We start from the raw sequence: 17,863 nt of genomic DNA, 5'->3' as shown, positions 1-17,863 counted from the left end.
TATCTGTGCAAGGCTACACCATCCTGAGCAAGTAAAACAATACCCCAAAATGGATGCATTTTTGTTTAAAATCACCTTCAGTTGTTTATTCTTTGTATCCGAAAGCAATGATCCTAATCCTGGCTGCAGTCGTATCCTTTTCGCCTTCGGTTACCTGGATGCTGTCCAGCGCCAGATTATACTGACTTACCTTGCGAAGCCGTTCCACAAAGGCATAGATTTTGGCGGTTGACCCCGTACAGGAGAAATTCATAGCCAGAGAACAATAACTGCCTTCATCTTTCATCTCTTCAAAAGTCAGATCCCGAGAATTGATCCCGCTGTCTTTAGCCAGATTGAAAATAAAGACCATCATATCCGGTTTGACCAGGTTTTTCGGAACGGTCAGATCCAGTTCAGCAGCTTGAGCTGTTAAATCCGTCTGTTCCTGTTTCAGCCCGGACAAATTGATGTAATTGTTCTGCAACGTCACCAAATAAGCCTCGCGTTCGCGGAGTTGAGCTGAATTCTTCTGCAGCACCCCACACTGACCAACCAGCAGATAGACATAACCTATCCCGAGCAGAATGATCAGGCCTGTTATTAAAATGCCATTTTTCTTCATACGCATGGTTTCTATTTCTCCTACGGTTTCAGTTTCAGAGCGAGATTTAACGTCTGTCCCCTGTCATTCAATGAAATCGTTTGGATATCAAAACTTTCAAACCTACCCGAATCAATGAAAATATTTTCCAAACTGCGGATATTTACTGATTCAGGCAGGATCAGCTGCAATTGGACCCTATTATCCGCCTGAAGCAGAAAAGAAGTGACCTGCGCGTCTCCCGGCAAAAGTCCGCCTATTTGACTCCTTATAACTGCCGGATTGCTGATTGATCCCCTTGTCCCAAGCTCCAGAAAGCTGCGCTGATCAGTGATCAGGGAACGGAGCCTGTCGTTTTCTGCCATGACAGCAGCAACTTCATTGTAGGACTGAATGCTGGCTTCAATCCTTCCTAAATCTAAGGCCAGTTTTTGCTGCCAAACCCACGGGGAGGCTAGAATGATGACAGCAAAAACAACAGCGATTATCCTAACAACGACGCTAAGCTTTCTTCGAACAGGCTGTTTTCCGCTGCCGGCTTCAATTTCCCAGCGCAGCGCAAAATTAAACTGTGTTCTTTCGTTCATCTGCCCCTCCAGCTAGTGTATATCTTCACGTAAGGCGAGCCCATACAGACTGCCATACTTCTGCCAGTTTTCCGCTAGGCTTGTATCCCCGTCCGCCTTAAACAGCGGCATCCAGTTATTTGGAAAGCCCGTTTCAGTGTTGATCCGCAAACTTTTTCGAAAATATTCTTCCAGTCCCGGCCACAGGCAGTACTCTCCGGTCAGATAGATTGTCCCTACCGAATTTCCGGCATGACGGTCGGAATAGAAGTTCAATAGCTTGGATAATGCGGATATGATCGGGCTTAAATCTAATTTACCGGAAATATCGGAAAGTTCTCTCGGCGAACTGTACATACTCAGGTCAGCTTTTTTATCAGCTTTTTTGTCAGCTTTAGCGGCCATTTCTTTTTCTAAATCCTGATATGTAGAAGAGATAGGTAATTCCTCGTCCAATAACTCGTAAGGCACAAATAAATCTTCCAGGACAAACTCGTCTTTTTCTTTGACCGATTTGACGGATTCCAGCTGGGAATAATAGAATTCCGCGGCTTCTAATTCCTCCAGAGATAATGCTTCTTGATTATTCCGCAGGTTCTGAACCTTATAAAAATCGAGCCGCGGATATTCGTCATCTTTGGTCTCCAACCCAATTAATTCATTTAACAGATCAGAAGGTTCCTGGCCTGTTGATTGGGGCAAGTCTTCGGGGAAAGCATGTTTTTCGGTATTGCCTGTTCTACCCGCATTTTGATTTCTTTCATCCGCATTGAGAGTTTCTTCTGCATGGACGGTTTTCTCGTCCGTATTAACTTTTAAATCGGTATACAAAAAGAAGCTGCCATTTTCCAGCAGTACAAACTCAATCAGCCCCGGATTTAAAGAAACAATCGCGAAATCGTTATTGTTTTGTCCTTGTTCCGTATTTCCCTGGGAAGCATGTGCAGGCATTCTTTCTGCCAAAAAAGAATAAATTCTGGCCAGGCAATCCGCAGTAAGATCCACCGTCTTGGGCTCAATCCCAAGATCCCGGCAAAACGACTGAACCTGTTTCATTTTTTCGGCCGGGAAAGCTGCCAGGAGGACTTTTAACATGGGTACCCCGTTTTCCTGATATTTTTTCAGGATGCGATAGTCCACAATATAATGATCGGTATACCGTTCAAGATATTCATCCATATCTCCGGCAATAAATTTTTCGAGTTCCTGATCCGCCATATTCGGCAGTGTAATAATGGTCGTAATTAATCCTTGACCCGAAACGGCAATTTTTAGTTTATGGAGCGGTATCCGCTGGTATTGAAGCCAGTTCTTCAGACCCGAAACATCATAACCGGCCGGCACGGCATAGCCAATATTTTTACCGCCCGGTTCCTTGTATGATGCATGCATATGTATCTCAATTTCTTTAGATTTTCCGACAGCAATTGTGGCTATTGACAATTCATTTTCACCGATGACAGCCAGCCAGTGTTTTTTCATGCGGAAAGTCTCTCCTACTCTTCTCGTATCACCCATAACACTATAATAGTATAGGATTTTTCTCAGAACAACAAGATTCTGGCAGAATATCCAATTATAATTCAAGGAATATCAAATTCCAGTTAGGGTAAAATCTCCATTTGCAAAGGAAGTGCCGAGAGTATTTTTTCTAGTTCAGGCCAGCAGTACCTGGTCGTTTGGATCATTACTTCACCTTTGGCTTTATCGGTCGTTGTGATCACACCCAGGTGACCAAGTCCTTCGACATATTTGGCCAGAAGCTGAATATCCGAGCGAAGAATCCTTGCTTTGACCAGCAGATCAGAATCTTCCCAGCTGATATGGGATTCTTCAGCAATTGATTTCGCTTTTAGATTTTCGTTTTCCGTATTCTCGTCTTTTTTCATCTGGTCTTTCTCCTGTGTCTTTGCCCGATGCTTTTATTCTTTGTTGTTATCTCAGGTTGTTCTTCCCTAGGGTATATCAAGCTTGTATGAATGATTTGGGTGATCATGAACCTAACGGGCAGGCACAACTTTTCGCAGGATACTGAAAGGTTGCAACGGTGCGGGAGCCGCAATCTTCAGTTTTTGCTGCGGATGCCTTGCCACATCGGTTTCCTCCCCGTCCAAATTCCAGAGGCCGTTCACTCTAAATGTCCACGGTTCTCCTTCCGGGGCAAGCACTTCAAGCTCGTCGCCTTCCCGAAAATGATTACGCTGCTCTATCCAACAGCCATATTCGGTTTCCTTCCCGATTGCCGCGCATTCCTCTTGTTCCAGCACTCTTCCGACAAAACTGTATTCGCGGATATAATTGGAAGTCTCAATGTTATGCGCTTCAGCCCCCGGTTTTCCAAAAAGGAATCCGGTCGAATAGTCACGGTGACTCACCTTGTCCATTTCAGCAAGCCAGGAGGGAATTTTTTCTCTAAATTTTGTTTCTCCTTGTTCCCACAGGACGTCCAAAGCTTCACGATATACTTTGACCGTACTCGCTACATAATAGGCGCTTTTCATTCTACCTTCTATTTTATAGCTTGCCAGATTTAAATCTTTTAATAAAGGCAAATGGGGCAGAAGGCAAAGATCATGGGAGTTAAATATATAGCTTCCCCTGACATCTTCCTCCAACGGAAAATACTGTCCGGGTCTCTTCTCTTCGACCAGCGCGTAGCCCCAGCGGCAGGGATGGGTACATTCTCCGTGGTTGGCGTCACGACCAGTGAGGTAATTGCTCAGAAGGCAGCGTCCCGAGTACGACATACACATGGCTCCATGGACAAAGATTTCCAATTCGCCTTGGGCTTGGGGACAGAGGGTTTTTAGTTCTTCCAGTGTAAGTTCCCTTGCAAGTACGGCTCTGCGCACGCCCTGGGAAAACCAGAAGTTGGCACTGGCTGCATTCGTACAATTGGCCTGCGTGCTCAAATGGACGGGCAGACCCGGCGTTTCCTTCTGGGCCAGGGACAATATCCCGGGATCAGAGACGATAATCCCGTCAATTTCAAGCTCCGTTAATCTGATCAGATAATCCTTAAGTCCGGCAAAATCCTGTTCATGCGCAAAAATGTTAACGGCTATATAGATTTTCCGGCCAAGCCTATGCGCATATTCGGCTCCCCACTTAAGTTCATTATCATTCAGGTTCCCGGCATAAGCCCGCAAGCCAAACGAAGCCCCCCCTGCATATACCGCATCAGCACCATACGCAAACGCAAATTTTAACTTTTCAAAATCCCCGGCAGGTGCCAGGAGTTCCGGTTTATTCATCAGTTTCTCCGCTGCATTATTTTTAAACTTAAACAATTAATCATCACGTTTTTATCAAATATTTCTATTGATAGATGCTTACATTTTTTAAATGTTCCTCATAGGTAACCGCAAAAGCATGTGACCCGTCATTTTTGGCGACAAAGAAGAAATAGTCGGTACCTTTCGGGTAAAGGGCGGCCTGTAAAGAAGCATGACCGGGGTTCGCAATCGGTCCGGGAGGCAGCCCGGTATTCCGGTACGTATTATACGGAGAATCGATCTGGGTATCCGCAATGGTCAGTACCGGTTTGACTTCACCCAAGATATACTGAATCGTTGCGCAGGATTCCAGCGGCATGTCAATTTTCAGACGGTTTTCAAAAACACCTGCAATCAGTGGTCTTTCTTCAGCTTTCTTCGCTTCTTTCTCGACGAGAGAAGCTTTGATGAGCCACTCAGAAACAGACATATTCCGTTCAGCCAGCCGTTTCGTGATTTCAGGTGTCAGTTCCTGTTTAAAACGCTGTAAAAATCGATCAATGGTTTGTGAGGGCGTAGCTTTTTTATCAAAGAAATACGTGTCGGGAAACAGAAAGCCTTCCAGCCGGTTTTCACCCGAAGGGATATCTGCCAAAAAGCTGTAATCATCCTGATCAAATCGTTTCATAGCGTCATAAAACTCATTCTTCGTTCCCAAGCTATTCTCGACGAGCTTATCGACAATCTGGGCAACCGTATATCCTTCCGGAATCGTAATCCGGACAACTTCCGGTTCCGGTCCTTTCATCAGCGTATCCAGGATCTCCTTGGCGCTCATGGAAGGTGAAAGATAATATAATCCCGCAACCAACTTGGAATCAGCTTTGTTAATCCGGCATAACTGGCGGAACACACTTGCCTGGCGAATTAAATGGTCAGTTTCAAGCTTGGCCGCAACTTCAGAGGCATTCATGCCAGGCTCCAGAACAAAGGCAACTTTATCGGAAGAATCGGAGACCGGCTTTAAATTCCCTGACCACCATGATCCACTGGCCAACAGCACAAGCAGCAAAACCAAAACAATGCCAATCCTATAGATTTTTTTTCTTACAGGAGCCTTTCGGCGTTTTCTCCTCACTTTACCTCTCTCTTTCCTTATCCCAGAATTTAGATGACTAAAATAATGATCAATTGACAAACCTGCTATGTGCTATTATACCTTTTTTTTCGTCAATAAGAAACTCACGCTTTTCAGCGTGAGTTTCTAAAATTATTTATGACTTTAAGAACAAATTTTCTGCTTATTCTTCGTCAAACTCGTCTTCCATTTCTTCCCAAGCATCGGCAACTTTTTCCCATTCCTCATCGTCTTCAATATCCATGAGCATGTCTTCACCGTTTTCATCTTTGCCAAGCTTCAGAATAATGGCTTCGGCTTCCTCTTCGTCTTCTTCTGTTTCTTCAACAGGAAGAAGCACGAAATACGTACTGCCTTCAACTTCGAGGGTGGCAAGATGCATGAATTCGTTTTCATTTCCTTCGTCATCATTTAAGACAATGACATCAAAAACCTCTTCATCATCAAGATCATCTTGCTTATTAATTTCATCGGACATATGTATCACCTCTTCAAATCAGATATTGTAATTCTACCTTGGCAGGAAAAGAAAGTCAAATGGTATCTCAATTTCCATTCACTTGCTATTGAGATATCCCTGGAGAATGAATACTGCCGCCATTTTATCAATGACTTTTTTTCTCTTTGCTCTGGATAGATCTGCCTCCAGCAAGGCCCTTTGGGCTCCGATGGTGCTCAGCCGTTCATCCCACAACTTCACCGGCAGTAAATAGCCTTCGCGAAGTTCTTCGGCAAAAACCTCCGTCAGCTTCGCCCTTTCACCGAGTGTCCCATTCATATTCTTCGGATATCCCAGAACAATTTCATCCACTTCGTATTCCCGAATCAGGCGGGCTAATTCTTCCCGCTCTTTCTCTTTTTTAGTTCTTCTTATGACTTCCACTCCCTGGGCGGTAATACCCAGCGGATCGCTCATCGCGACGCCAATCGTCTTTTCACCAAGATCCAGCCCCATTATCCTCATTCATGCACCTCAGCAACTGCCTGACCACGCAAGGTCTATGCCCGGTCCTGCTCGTCATCGTTGTTTAATGGAATAGAGTCGTTCATTACACCCTGCGAATTGTGACTTCCGCAATTCTTACACAACCATTCTTCGCCATCATACAGGAATTCAGTAATTTCGCCACACTCAATGCAATACTCCTGAACTTTCTTTTTCATAACAGCGTCCCCCTGTCTGTATATTTTGGTATCACTATTCGGTTATTTTCAGATGTACGTCTCTTATCCTAATTATATACCCTAACATTTTTCTTCGCTATTATTATCCCAGTCTACGGAAGATATTATTTAAATTTTTTCATATAATCTTCAAACAAAAATGCGGGCAATATCTGCCGCAGTATCCGCATAGAACACATCTTTCCGGCTGCAGACAAACCTGTCCATCGTTAAGATAAAGCGCATTTTGCGGGCAGCCGCCGACGCATTTTCCGCAGCCCTGGCACCAGTCGGCGATGTACAGTTTTCTCTCCCGGTGCAGAACCGCTTGACGCAATTCATCGGATATAGGTTCCTCGTTTAGCAGTGCCAGATTATAGTCTACTTCCGGAATCGATGACATGCCTAAAGCCATCGCCTGAATTCCTGGAATACTCCGGATAAAATTCACGGCCCTTTCCGGTTCAGCCGCCAAGTGCCCACCGCCAAAAACCTTCATCGCATAGATCCCGATACCTAATTCAGCTGCAAACGCAATAGCTTCCAGCATGTCCCCAAGACTTCCATCGATAATACCGAGCCCCTGGTAATTAATGAGCGGGTGAATCACGTCAAGACCCGGCTGAAGTGCCCCTGCTCTTACCCCTTGAACCGCATGGGTCGAGATTCCGATCGCCCCGACCTGACCCCTGGCCTTTGCTTCAAGCAGTCCTTCCCAGGCCGCAGCATGTCCTTTGAGCGTCAGATGGCTTTCCTGCTCATGAAGTAGAAAGATATCAATAGAGTCCCTGCCCAGTTCCTTTCTGGCTTTCTCCAGACTCGCATCCAGCTCCTGATGCGTCACCGCATAAGATTTGGATACTACTTTCATCTCGGGGTTCCTAGTCAGAACAGGTTTTAACTGACTATAGTTTTCATAGAGTTCTGCCGTATCGACCCAATCTATCCCCCTTGAAAACGCATATTGAAGGATCTCTCTTCCCTGCTCTTCGCTCACTCTGCCCTGAAGCGAAGAAATCGCGAGGCTGCCAAAACATATCTCCGACACCGTCGGACCCTTTAGCCCTAATTTGACCTTCAGCAAATGACTGTCCTCCAAAACGAAACCCCCACGTACTGTGAGGGCAGCTAATCAAACGCAACGCAAAAATAAGAACCATTCGTGTTAATTGAAAAAATTCAAAAAAACGCAAGGTATTCAGATGCCAAAAGAAATTCCTAAAGAAAAAAGGTGAAAATAAAAAGTAAGAAAATCTTTTTTATAGATCGCGCAAATAAAATTTTACCAGTTCCTCCAGCAATTCATACCGTTCCAGCTTACGGATTTTGGTTCTGGCCTGATTATGACTGGTAATATAGACAGGATCTCCGGACATCAAATAACCCACCAATTGATTGATCGGATCATATCCTTTCTCCTGCAGTGCAGCATAAACCTGTTGCAATATTTCCCGCGGCGAATTGTCACCTGGATGGGATTTGAACATCATGGTTTCTTCCATCTTACTCAAGGTTTATACCTCCTTTCTTTCACCAGTATGTTATACATTATTCTGCATTGATCCAAAGATTACCTGTCAGTTTGTTAAAAATATTTTCACTTTTTTAGTAATCTTTAACTATTATGCCCCAAAAAATGACGGATTATGGAAGGCACTTTATCCAGCGCCTCGCCAAGCTTGGAAGAGTCCTTGCCACCGGCCTGGGCCATGTCGGGACGGCCCCCGCCTCCGCCGCCTGTAATCGAAGCCACTTCCTTAATAATTTTGCCGGCATGAAGTCCATTTAACCCCGACGGATGAACCACAGTCACCAGATTTACTTTTTCGTCGGCAACAGCGCCCAGTACAATGACACCTTCTTTCAGCTTGTCCCGGAGCATGTCCGCTGTTTGTCTGAGTGTCTCCATATCCGGGGCCTGAACCCTGGAAGCAAGTATTTTTACGCCGTGGATATCCTGAACCTTGCTCATGATGCTGTCCGCTTCATATTTAGACAGCTTAGCATTCAGCTGCTGAATTTCTTTTTCGAGTTCTCTGATCTGAGCAGTCATAAGGTGAACCTTTTTCACGCTTTCCTTTGGTTGAACTTTCAGCACCGTACTGATCTCATCGAACTGGCTCTCCATTTCTCTTAAGTATGCCAAAGATTCCATACCGGCCACAGCCTCTATTCTTCTTAAGCCTGCGCCGATACCGCCCTCGGAAATGATTTTAAACAAGCCGATTTCCCCTGTATTTTTGACATGCGTTCCGCCGCAGAGTTCCCTGCTGTAATCACCCATTTCGACCAAACGCACAATTTCTCCGTATTTTTCGCCAAATAACGCAATCGCGCCTTTTTCGCGGGCCTGGTTCATGCTCATTTCCTCCGCTTGCACCGTAAGACTCGCCATAATTTTCCTGTTCACGTTGTTTTCTACTTCGGTAATTTGTTCAGCCGTAAGCGGTGAAAAATGTGAAAAATCAAACCGCAGGCGTTCACTCGTAACAAGAGAACCTGCCTGTTGGACGTGATCTCCCAAGATCTTACGCAGCGCCGTCTGCAGAAGATGCGTTGAACTATGGTGTCCGGCGATGGCCTTGCGTTTTTCCTTATTGACGACGGTGTGGACCTTTTCCCCTATTTTCAGCACGCCGTCCTTGATCAGCAGACGGTGCGTGATCGCGCCGCTCGGAAGTTTCCGCAATTCCAGTACTTCAGCATACGCCTTGCCGGTCCGGATGATTCCTTCGTCTGAAATCTGTCCGCCGCTCTCAGCATAAAAAGGTGTCTGATCCAAAAGACAAATGACTTCCTCTCCTTCACCGGCCCCATCCACTTCCCCTTCTTCATTGAACATCGCTTCAATGATGCTGTCACTTTCCAGTTGTTCATAACCGAGAAAACGGGTCGGCCCCAGTCTTTTTGCTTTTTCTGTGAGCAGGCTGTTTTCCCCGGCAGCCTTCATCTGACGGGATTGTTCTTTCGCCAGCAGACGGTGTTCTTCCGATGCTTTGTCGAACGACTCCATATCCACGGAGATCCCCTCTTCCAGCAACATTTCTTCCGTCAATTCTACCGGGAAACCATAGGTCTCATACAGGTGAAAAGCGTCTTCCCCACTGAGGATCTTCTGACCCGATTCTCTGAACGCTTTCACCTTATCCTGAAGGATCAGCATGCCCTGCTCGAGGGTAGCCTGGAAATTCTTTTCTTCCAGCCGCAAATGATTGAGGATAAAATTTTCATTCTCCTTGAGCTCCGTATACCAGTGTGCATAATGTTCCTGGATAACACGGAATATTTGTTCCAAAAACGGCTTTTCAATTCCTAAAAGCCGGGCAAAACGAATGCCCCGGCGTAAGATTCGCCGCAAAACATAACCACGTCCGTCGCTGCTCGGCCTAATTCCGTCCGCCAGCATAAAAGATACTGCTCTGGCATGGTCGGCAACGACCTTCAACGCAACATCCGTCTTCGGATCTTTTTTATATTGCAAGCCGGCGATTTCTGCCGTTTTATTGATGAGTGGCATAAATAAATCCGTATCAAAGTTGGATTCAACTCCCTGAATCACCGATGCGATTCTTTCCAATCCCATCCCGGTGTCAATATTTCGCTTCGGCAGAGGAGTCAGTGTACCGGCTTCATTTCTTATGTACTGCATAAAGACCAGGTTCCAAACCTCCAGGAAACGGTCACAGTCACAGCCAATTGCACAATCATCTTTGCCGCAGCCCCGGCTTTCTCCAAGATCTACGTAGATTTCCGAACAAGGCCCGCAAGGTCCGACCGGTCCGGCAGCCCAGAAATTCTCGGGATCGGCGACAATCCGATCCGGACTTACACCTGCCTTTGACCAGATACTTCTGGCCTCTTCGTCCTCTGGATAGATGGTCACCCAGAGCTTTTCGACGGGAATTTGCAGTATGACGGTAATATATTCCCAGGCCCATGGAATGACTTCCTCTTTAAAATAGTCACCAAAAGAAAAATTACCGAGCATCTCAAAAAAAGTATGGTGTCTGGCCGTTTTGCCGACACTCTCCAGGTCGGGGGTCCGGACACATTTCTGAACGGTGGTCGCTCTCGAAAACGGAGGTTCCACTTGCCTTAAAAAATATGGCTTAAACGGAACCATTCCGGCTACCGTTAAAAGCAAAGTAGGATCATCTTTCGGGATCAGGGAGGCGCTGGGCTGAATAACATGTCCTTTTCCCTCAAAATATTTCAGAAACATTTCACGCAGTTGATTTCCGGTATACATCTACTTCCTCCTTATATGGAAGGCTCCTCGTGCCTTGTCAACTCTAAAATAATAAACTTTCTGATACACTAAAATAAGTATAGCCAAAAGAGAAGTTGCCTGTCAACAGACCTGATAGCCACAAATCCTACTTAATTCTTCGTTGACTTCAGATCTCGCGGTGCAATCAGATAATAATAAATATTTCTGATGATAATACGCAGGACCGCTGCCAGTGGAACGGCAAAAAGCATTCCGAGCAAACCGCCGATTTCCCCGCCGGCCAAAAGAGCAAAAACGACCCAGAGCGGATGAAGCCCGATTTTATTACTCATCAGACGCGGATTGATCAGATTGCTGTCCAGCTGCTGGACAATGAAGATTACCAGGGTGACTTTTACAGCCATCAGAGGGGATCTGCTTAAGCCCAGTAAAATTGACGGTATGCCACCTAAGATCGGACCAAAATATGGGATCAGATTGGTAATTCCGCAAATGATCCCGATAATCAGCGCATATTCCATACCGATGAGCTTAATCCCTATGCCGATCAGAAGGCCGACGATGACCGCATCAATCATATTGCCCTGGATATACCGTTTGATCACATAATCAATTTCCTGTAATACCTTGTGCCACTGCTCCCTCATCCTGCCAGGAACAAGCATTAAAACCCCATCCGCGATTTTTCTCCAGTCGGTCAAAAAATAGATGGCCAGAATTGGGGAAAGAACCATTAATCCGATGGAAGAAAGCAAAGCCGGAATATTTTCCATGACCTTTTCCAGCCAGCCGGTCAGATAGGATTGCCCCTGAATCAGTTTTTTATCCATTAATCTGCTGAGCTCTTCAGGCAGGATATTTTGCGGGTAGACACTTTTCCCAGTTTGTACATAATGGTAAATGACTTCCAGCCTCTCTGGCAGTACGACGGACAGTCTTCCAAGCTCCAGGTAAAACGTAGGCAGCAGCAACAAAAACAGCACAGCAAGCAAAACCACAATCCAAAGGAAAATCAAGGCAATTGCCCACCGTCGGCGCAGGCCTTTTTTTTCGAGCCAATTGACCATGGGACTTAAAAGATAGGCTATAACGGCGCCTGCTGCAAAAGAAAAAGCAATCTTTTTAACCTTCATAAACAGAAGGAAGCCTGCTATAACCAACAAGATGCCAAAAATCCAACGCAGCTTGGTCTGTCCCATACTCGCCTCCTGTTATGTTTTAAGACAAATAAAGGGTGGTCTTTTCAAAATGAATTTGAAAATCCCAACCCCCGATGGACAGGCCGTGGCCTTAGCTTCTTGGCCTTGCCGCTACTTGCCATCCATGGTATAAGCGAAGCGCCAACTCTATCCTACACATGCACGGTATGAAGGTATAGACATGGCAATTCGGCGTCATTCAGCAGCTGCCTGAGCCTGAACGATCTGCTCGCTTTCAAGGAAGAAATCTTCCCACGCTACCAGTGTCCCATCTTCTTCCAAATCAAATACGACTACCTGATCGGTATGACTGTTGAATTCAATAAAACAGTCCCAGCAATAGTATTGTTCCACACCGACCTTTCCGGTCTGTCGTCCCCCGCAAACCGGGCAAATCATGACAATGAACCTCCTTCAATCACAACAACATCCTGGCTCTCGCAAAGAATGTTTTCCTCAAATACAGCCTCCCTGCCCTTCACCAAATCCGCAAAAAGACCGTCTGATATTTCATAACCAAGTACTTTTTGGACTGTGTTGTCCACATAGATATCGCCTATCGTTCCTTTGATATCGCCTTCTCCATTAAAAACCTTGTTTCCGACTTTCTGAGACCAGGATGCACCTGAAATCTTTTTCCCTTCTGGGTTCTTAACAGCAAGGGAATCCTTGCCGAAAGATACGATATCATCTCTGCTCATGTCTTCGAGCGGGTGCGTGAGCAGAGAATCTTTTTCCACGATGACGCCGGAAACCGTATTGTCTTTTTCATTATATATGATATCTTTTACCCAGCCCAGACGTTCCCCGGAAGTTAGATCAATCACCGGGAGCCGGACAATATCTCTCATCCTCCGCATAATTCCCTCATTTGCCTTAGGATTATATCCAGTATTATTGCCGGAATATCAGGATAATATTCCTTTCAGCAATATCGCATTTTATATTATGACATAAAACTGAAATATCGCTGAAAGAAGTATTTCGCACGGGTCAGCCCTCCGTCAATCACTTCTTATTCTGCCTTAAGAAGATCTTGGCGGATTCCGCACTTATCCGATACAATGACCCCTCCTCCCAACACCGTCGGCCCGTCATAGAACACAACCGACTGACCGGGAGTAACTGCCCGCTGCGGAGTCTCAAACTGAACCCTGACAAGATTATTTTCAGGATAAAGAACAGCTGCTGCGGGATTCGCCTTGTAACGAATCTTGGCCTGCACCTTCAAGGGGCCGGACAGCCTTTCCAGAGCAATCCAGTTCAGATCTGTCGCCCAGAGAACATCGGTATAGAGATCATTTCCTTCTCCAAGTATTACCCTGTTGCCAACCGGGTCAATCGAAGCCACAAACATTGGTTTACCAAATGTTACCCCTAATCCCTTGCGCTGTCCGACCGTATAATGGATCAATCCCCTGTGTCTGCCGATAATGCGGCCGGAGAAATCCGTGAAATCACCTGGTTCAGAATCTTTGCCCATTGCCGTCCTAATATATTCCGCATAGTTGTTGTCAGGAATAAAACAGATTTCCTGACTCTCACTGCTGTCAGCAGCTGTCAATTTTCTGTTCCTCGCCAAGTCCCTGACCTGTTCTTTCGTATAATCACCAAGCGGGAAAAGTGCATGGGCAATCTGCTCCTGGCTTAAGGAGTATAACACATAACTCTGGTCTTTTTTCGCGTCCAGCCCGGTTTGGATCAGCCAGCGGCCTGAAGTTTCGTCAACCATTTTCCGAACATAATGACCGGTCGCAAGATAGTCGGCACCAAGTCTGCGCGACTGTTTCAGCAATTCTCCAAATTTGATTTTCCGGTTACACAGCACACACGGATTTGGCGTTTCCCCTCTGTAGTAGCTCTCCGCAAACGAATCAATGACTTCCTGTTTAAAAACCGTCCGGAAATCAAGCACATGCAGCGGTATCCTGAGCTGCTCAGCTGCTTCCAGCGCAGCGGTTTCAGCAAGTCCGCCTTCATGGGTCACAATGGTGACTCCGATCACCTCATGACCATTTTCTTGAAGTAAAGCAGCGGCGGTGGAACTATCCACGCCGCCACTCATTCCAACAGCAACTTTCATACGTTTAACCTTCATCCTTCCTCAGACCTTGGTCTTTTTCTGGATGTAGTCTTTGATAGCTTCATGAACAGCATCTGCGGCAAGATTGGAACAGTGCAGCTTGGCTTCAGGCAAACCTCCAAGGGCTTCGGCAACAGCAGCGTTCGAAATATCCAGGGCTTCATTCACGCTTTTGCCTTTGACCATTTCCGTAACCATACTACTGGTCGCTACCGCAGCCCCGCAGCCAAATGTCTTAAACTTGATATCTTTGATAACATCGTTTTCAACAACCATTGAAATCCGCATAATGTCGCCGCACTTGGCGTTGCCGACTTGCCCAACGCCATTTGCATTTTCAATTTCACCTACGTTGCGGGGATTCGTAAAATGATCGATTACTTTTTCTGAATACATCTGATTCACTCCTGTCTTATTCCTGTCTTTCAACTTGCTTTGAGGAACTATCTATTTGCTTTAAGCTAGTTCAAATTGCTTTATGATATAAGGGAGACATTTCTCTTAAGCGCTGCACGATCTTCGGAAGCTCCTGTAACACATAATCGATCTCTTCATCCGTATTCTGTCTGCCAAGCGAGAGCCTCAGAGAACCATGGGCAACCTCGTGGCTTAAACCCATGGCCAGTAAAACATGCGAAGGATCCAAAGATCCCGAAGTACAGGCCGAACCGCTGGAACCGGCTATTCCAACCAAATCGAGACTTAAGAGCAGTGATTCTCCTTCAATAAAATTAATGCTGATATTGACATTGTTCGGAAGACGCTTGGCGCCACGCGGGCCGTTCACCTTGACACGATCAATGCTGGCGAGGATTCCGTCGAATAATTTATCACGGAGTCTGACCAGTTCAATATTTTCGTCTGCCATCCTTTGTCCGGCCAGCTCACAGGCTTTGCCAAAACCAATGATCCCCGGAGCGTTTTCCGTACCGGAACGGACTTTTCTCTCCTGCGAACCGCCAAAAACAAGCGGAGAAATCCTGACGCCTTTGCGAATGTATAAAGCCCCGACCCCTTTCGGGCCATAGATTTTATGGCTCGATATCGTTAACAGGTCAACATTCATCTGATTTACATCGATTGGCAGTTTTCCAAGAGACTGGACGGCATCGACATGGAACAGGATCCCTTTTTCCCTGGCAATCCGGCCTATTTCAGCGACAGGCTGAATCGACCCGACCTCGTTGTTGGCGTGCATAATACTGATTAAAATCGTGTCCGGACGGATTGCTTTTTCTATATCCTGAACACTTACCAAGCCTTCCTCATCGACCGGCACAATGGTTATTTCGTAGCCGTTTTTAGCCAGGTATTTAAAAGTATCCAGAACAGCATGATGCTCAATCGCCGAAGTAATCAGGTGCGTGCCTTTTTTTGCTCTTATTCTGGCGGCACCCTGAATGGCCAGGTTATCAGCTTCCGTTCCGCCGCTGGTAAAGGTAATCTCCGAAGGATTTGCTCCAATCAGAGATGCAACCTTTTCTCTGGCTTCGTCGATGGCCTTATGAACTTGTCTTCCAAAGGAATGTACGCTGGATGGATTTCCGTAGTACTCTGTAAAGTACACCATCATTAACTCTGCCACCTGCGGGTCAACCGGCGTTGTGGCACTATGATCCAAATATATTCGTTTCATCTTATCCCCCATTAAGCAGCTCTTATCTGTCGACAATTATCTGACAGATCGTAGCAAAATCATCATCTCAGACACCTATTGAAGAAATCCCAAGTTTTCTCCGCCGCTACCTGCTTCTTTTAGTAAATCAGCCAGAGAAATAGAATCAACGACACCGTTGATGGAATCCCTAACCTTCATCCATACTTCCCGCGTTACGCAGAAATCTGTTTTCTGGCAGCAGTCTTCTTCCGACTGGGTAACGCACTCGACTGGTGCGATCGGCCCTTCCAGTACCCTGATCACATCGCCGATATTGATTTGTTCAGGGCGCTTGGCCAGTTCATACCCGCCCTGGGGCCCCCGGATGCTTCTGACCAGCCCTGCCTTACGCAGCTCAGGAACGAGCTGTTCCAGATAATGCTCAGATAGTTTCTGCCTGTCAGCGACAGACTTCAGGGAAACCGGACCATCAGCCGCGTGCTGGGCTAAATCAACCATGATTTGTACGCCATATCTGCCCCTGGTAGAAAATCTCACGCAATTCACCTCATGCCATGCAAAATGTTACCCTTCGTCAGTACGCTTATATCCTACTAAACCAATCGGAATTTGTCAATAAGCATTCTGGTTATTCTTTTGCAATTTTATTTGATATAATGGATTCATCTTTCATAACATTTCCTTTTTATTATTGGTTTATCAATGATCAAGTATATCTGCAAGAATAATTTTGGAGGAAAAAGAAAATGAATCTTTTTTCGGCTGCTTTTGACTCCGGCAAAGTTGCTCCCCTGGCCGACAGAATGCGTCCCCGTACCCTCGAAGAATTAATCGGCCAACAGGAAATTCTTGGGCCCGGCAAACTTCTGCGCCGCGCCATTGAAGCAGACCGGGTGACATCGATCATTTTATACGGTCCGCCTGGAACAGGTAAGACATCCCTGGCCCAGGTCATCGCCAATAAAACAACCTCAAACTTTATCCGGATCAATGCTGTTTCTTCCGGCGTCAAAGAGCTCAGAGATATTCTGGAAAAAGCCGAGGAAAGGCTGCATCTTTATCAGCAGAAGACGCTTGTGTTCTGCGATGAAGTCCACCGTTTCAACAAAGGCCAGCAAGATGTTCTACTCCCGGCTATTGAACGCGGTATGATCACCTTTATCGGAGCAACCACTGAAAACCCTTATTTTGAAATCAACTCCGCTCTTTTAAGCCGTTCCACGATTTTCAGACTGAATCTTCTTTCAGAACATGAACTCCGTCTGGGGCTTGAGAATGCCTTGAAGGACAATGAGCGGGGTCTTGGTAATTACCATACGGAGATTACAGCAGAAGCCTTTCAGCATTGGGTTGATTTCGCCGGCGGAGATTTGCGCCGGGCGTTAAATGCGCTCGAACTCGCAGTTCTGACCACAGCTCCTGAAGACGGGATCCGCAGGATTGATCTGGAAACCGCCATAGAGTCCGTTCAGGAAAGACACTTCCGTTTTGACAAAAATGGTGACAACCATTACGACATGATTTCGGCGATGATCAAAAGTATGCGCGGGTCCGATCCTGATGCAGCCCTGTATTGGTTTGCTGTTCTGCTGGAATCCGGCGAGGACCCTCGGTTCATCATGCGCAGGATCATCGTGCATGCTTCCGAGGACGTCGGCCTTGCTGATCCGTCAGTCATGCTCCAGGCCCATGCCGCAGCCAATGCCTTGGAGTGGGTTGGCCTGCCTGAAGCCAGAATACCGATGGCACAAGCTGTCCTGGCTATTGCGACTGCTCCGAAAAGCAATTCTGTTGTTGCGGCGATCAATCAGGCTCAGGAATACGTCAAAGCAAACAAAGCCGGCCAAGTGCCGCTGCATCTGAAAGATGCCTCTTATCCCGGCGCCAAGAAGTTTGGCCATGGTTTAGACTATCTTTACCCGCATGCTTATCCGGGCAACTGGGTCGAACAGGACTACCTGCCCGAAGAAGCCAAGGGAGCAAAATTCTTTGATCCGACCGGTCGCGGGATAGACAAGAACAGAGGAAAACCGACTTAATAAACTTACCTAATCTGTGAGAAAAAT

Annotated in this window: 20 protein-coding genes; 1 reads left to right on the top strand and 19 read right to left on the bottom strand. The window is 46.3% G+C overall.

Annotated features, from left to right (window positions below; genetic code table 11):
* Positions 1 to 85: 85 nt before the first annotated feature.
* The 19 genes from pilO to DEHRE_RS06055 form a co-directional block, all read right to left on the bottom strand.
* Entirely contained in the window at positions 86 to 610 is a 525-nt protein-coding gene (gene pilO / locus DEHRE_RS06140) for a type 4a pilus biogenesis protein PilO (protein WP_019225798.1), read from the bottom strand.
* Between the two features lie 14 nt (positions 611 to 624).
* Positions 625 to 1,170, bottom strand: a complete 546-nt coding sequence (locus DEHRE_RS06135; protein ID WP_019225797.1) for a hypothetical protein — start codon at positions 1,168 to 1,170, stop codon at positions 625 to 627.
* Between the two features lie 12 nt (positions 1,171 to 1,182).
* Positions 1,183 to 2,667 (bottom strand): pilus assembly protein PilM, encoded by a 1,485-nt coding sequence (gene pilM / locus DEHRE_RS06130; RefSeq protein ID WP_242837056.1) that lies wholly within the window; start codon positions 2,665 to 2,667, stop codon positions 1,183 to 1,185.
* Positions 2,668 to 2,753: 86 nt separating this feature from the next.
* A complete protein-coding gene (locus tag DEHRE_RS06125; protein ID WP_019225795.1) occupies positions 2,754 to 3,038 on the bottom strand; it encodes a DUF4911 domain-containing protein in 285 nt (94 codons plus the stop codon).
* 111 nt (positions 3,039 to 3,149) lie between these two features.
* Positions 3,150 to 4,403 carry a peptidase U32 family protein gene (locus tag DEHRE_RS06120; protein ID WP_019225794.1) on the bottom strand — a complete coding sequence of 418 codons (1,254 nt, stop codon included), beginning with the start codon at positions 4,401 to 4,403 and terminating at the stop codon, positions 3,150 to 3,152.
* Between the two features lie 64 nt (positions 4,404 to 4,467).
* Complete coding sequence (gene mltG / locus DEHRE_RS06115; RefSeq protein ID WP_019225793.1) at positions 4,468 to 5,502, bottom strand: endolytic transglycosylase MltG; 1,035 nt, start codon at positions 5,500 to 5,502, stop codon at positions 4,468 to 4,470.
* 163 nt (positions 5,503 to 5,665) lie between these two features.
* Complete coding sequence (locus DEHRE_RS06110) at positions 5,666 to 5,980, bottom strand: DUF1292 domain-containing protein (protein ID WP_015042479.1); 315 nt, start codon at positions 5,978 to 5,980, stop codon at positions 5,666 to 5,668.
* 78 nt (positions 5,981 to 6,058) lie between these two features.
* Positions 6,059 to 6,466, bottom strand: a complete 408-nt coding sequence (gene ruvX / locus DEHRE_RS06105) for a Holliday junction resolvase RuvX (protein WP_025205471.1) — start codon at positions 6,464 to 6,466, stop codon at positions 6,059 to 6,061.
* A 35-nt stretch (positions 6,467 to 6,501) separates the two neighbouring features.
* Positions 6,502 to 6,666: a hypothetical protein gene (locus DEHRE_RS14980; protein ID WP_015042477.1), complete on the bottom strand. Its 165-nt coding sequence runs from the start codon at positions 6,664 to 6,666 to the stop codon at positions 6,502 to 6,504.
* A gap of 139 nt (positions 6,667 to 6,805) precedes the next feature.
* A complete protein-coding gene (locus DEHRE_RS06100) occupies positions 6,806 to 7,765 on the bottom strand; it encodes an aldo/keto reductase (RefSeq protein WP_019225791.1) in 960 nt (319 codons plus the stop codon).
* Between the two features lie 160 nt (positions 7,766 to 7,925).
* A complete protein-coding gene (locus tag DEHRE_RS06095; protein ID WP_020491685.1) occupies positions 7,926 to 8,168 on the bottom strand; it encodes an IreB family regulatory phosphoprotein in 243 nt (80 codons plus the stop codon).
* Positions 8,169 to 8,281: 113 nt separating this feature from the next.
* Positions 8,282 to 10,915 (bottom strand): alanine--tRNA ligase, encoded by a 2,634-nt coding sequence (gene alaS / locus DEHRE_RS06090; protein ID WP_019225790.1) that lies wholly within the window; start codon positions 10,913 to 10,915, stop codon positions 8,282 to 8,284.
* A gap of 131 nt (positions 10,916 to 11,046) precedes the next feature.
* The gene (locus tag DEHRE_RS06085; RefSeq protein ID WP_019225789.1) at positions 11,047 to 12,096 is read right to left on the bottom strand and encodes an AI-2E family transporter; all 1,050 of its coding nucleotides are present in this window, start codon (positions 12,094 to 12,096) and stop codon (positions 11,047 to 11,049) included.
* Positions 12,097 to 12,291: 195 nt separating this feature from the next.
* Positions 12,292 to 12,495 (bottom strand): hypothetical protein, encoded by a 204-nt coding sequence (locus tag DEHRE_RS06080; protein WP_015042471.1) that lies wholly within the window; start codon positions 12,493 to 12,495, stop codon positions 12,292 to 12,294.
* Positions 12,492 to 12,947 (bottom strand): PRC-barrel domain-containing protein, encoded by a 456-nt coding sequence (locus DEHRE_RS06075; protein ID WP_242837055.1) that lies wholly within the window; start codon positions 12,945 to 12,947, stop codon positions 12,492 to 12,494. Before DEHRE_RS06075 ends, DEHRE_RS06080 begins: the two co-directional genes overlap by 4 nt.
* 164 nt (positions 12,948 to 13,111) lie before the next feature.
* Positions 13,112 to 14,179 carry a tRNA 2-thiouridine(34) synthase MnmA gene (gene mnmA / locus DEHRE_RS06070; RefSeq protein WP_019225787.1) on the bottom strand — a complete coding sequence of 356 codons (1,068 nt, stop codon included), beginning with the start codon at positions 14,177 to 14,179 and terminating at the stop codon, positions 13,112 to 13,114.
* Between the two features lie 21 nt (positions 14,180 to 14,200).
* The gene (gene nifU, locus DEHRE_RS06065; RefSeq protein ID WP_019225786.1) at positions 14,201 to 14,575 is read right to left on the bottom strand and encodes a Fe-S cluster assembly scaffold protein NifU; all 375 of its coding nucleotides are present in this window, start codon (positions 14,573 to 14,575) and stop codon (positions 14,201 to 14,203) included.
* A 70-nt stretch (positions 14,576 to 14,645) separates the two neighbouring features.
* The gene (nifS, locus tag DEHRE_RS06060) at positions 14,646 to 15,815 is read right to left on the bottom strand and encodes a cysteine desulfurase NifS (protein WP_019225785.1); all 1,170 of its coding nucleotides are present in this window, start codon (positions 15,813 to 15,815) and stop codon (positions 14,646 to 14,648) included.
* A 75-nt stretch (positions 15,816 to 15,890) separates the two neighbouring features.
* The gene (locus tag DEHRE_RS06055) at positions 15,891 to 16,334 is read right to left on the bottom strand and encodes an RrF2 family transcriptional regulator (RefSeq protein ID WP_019225784.1); all 444 of its coding nucleotides are present in this window, start codon (positions 16,332 to 16,334) and stop codon (positions 15,891 to 15,893) included.
* Positions 16,335 to 16,543: 209 nt separating this feature from the next.
* Between DEHRE_RS06055 and DEHRE_RS06050 the strand changes: the two genes are divergently transcribed.
* Positions 16,544 to 17,836: a replication-associated recombination protein A gene (locus DEHRE_RS06050; RefSeq protein ID WP_025205466.1), complete on the top strand. Its 1,293-nt coding sequence runs from the start codon at positions 16,544 to 16,546 to the stop codon at positions 17,834 to 17,836.
* The last annotated feature ends 27 nt before the right edge of the window (positions 17,837 to 17,863 follow it).

The sequence above is a fragment of the Dehalobacter restrictus DSM 9455 genome (assembly GCF_000512895.1).
GTDB lineage: Bacteria > Bacillota > Desulfitobacteriia > Desulfitobacteriales > Syntrophobotulaceae > Dehalobacter > Dehalobacter restrictus.
This window is presented reverse-complemented; position numbering and strand designations above follow the sequence as displayed.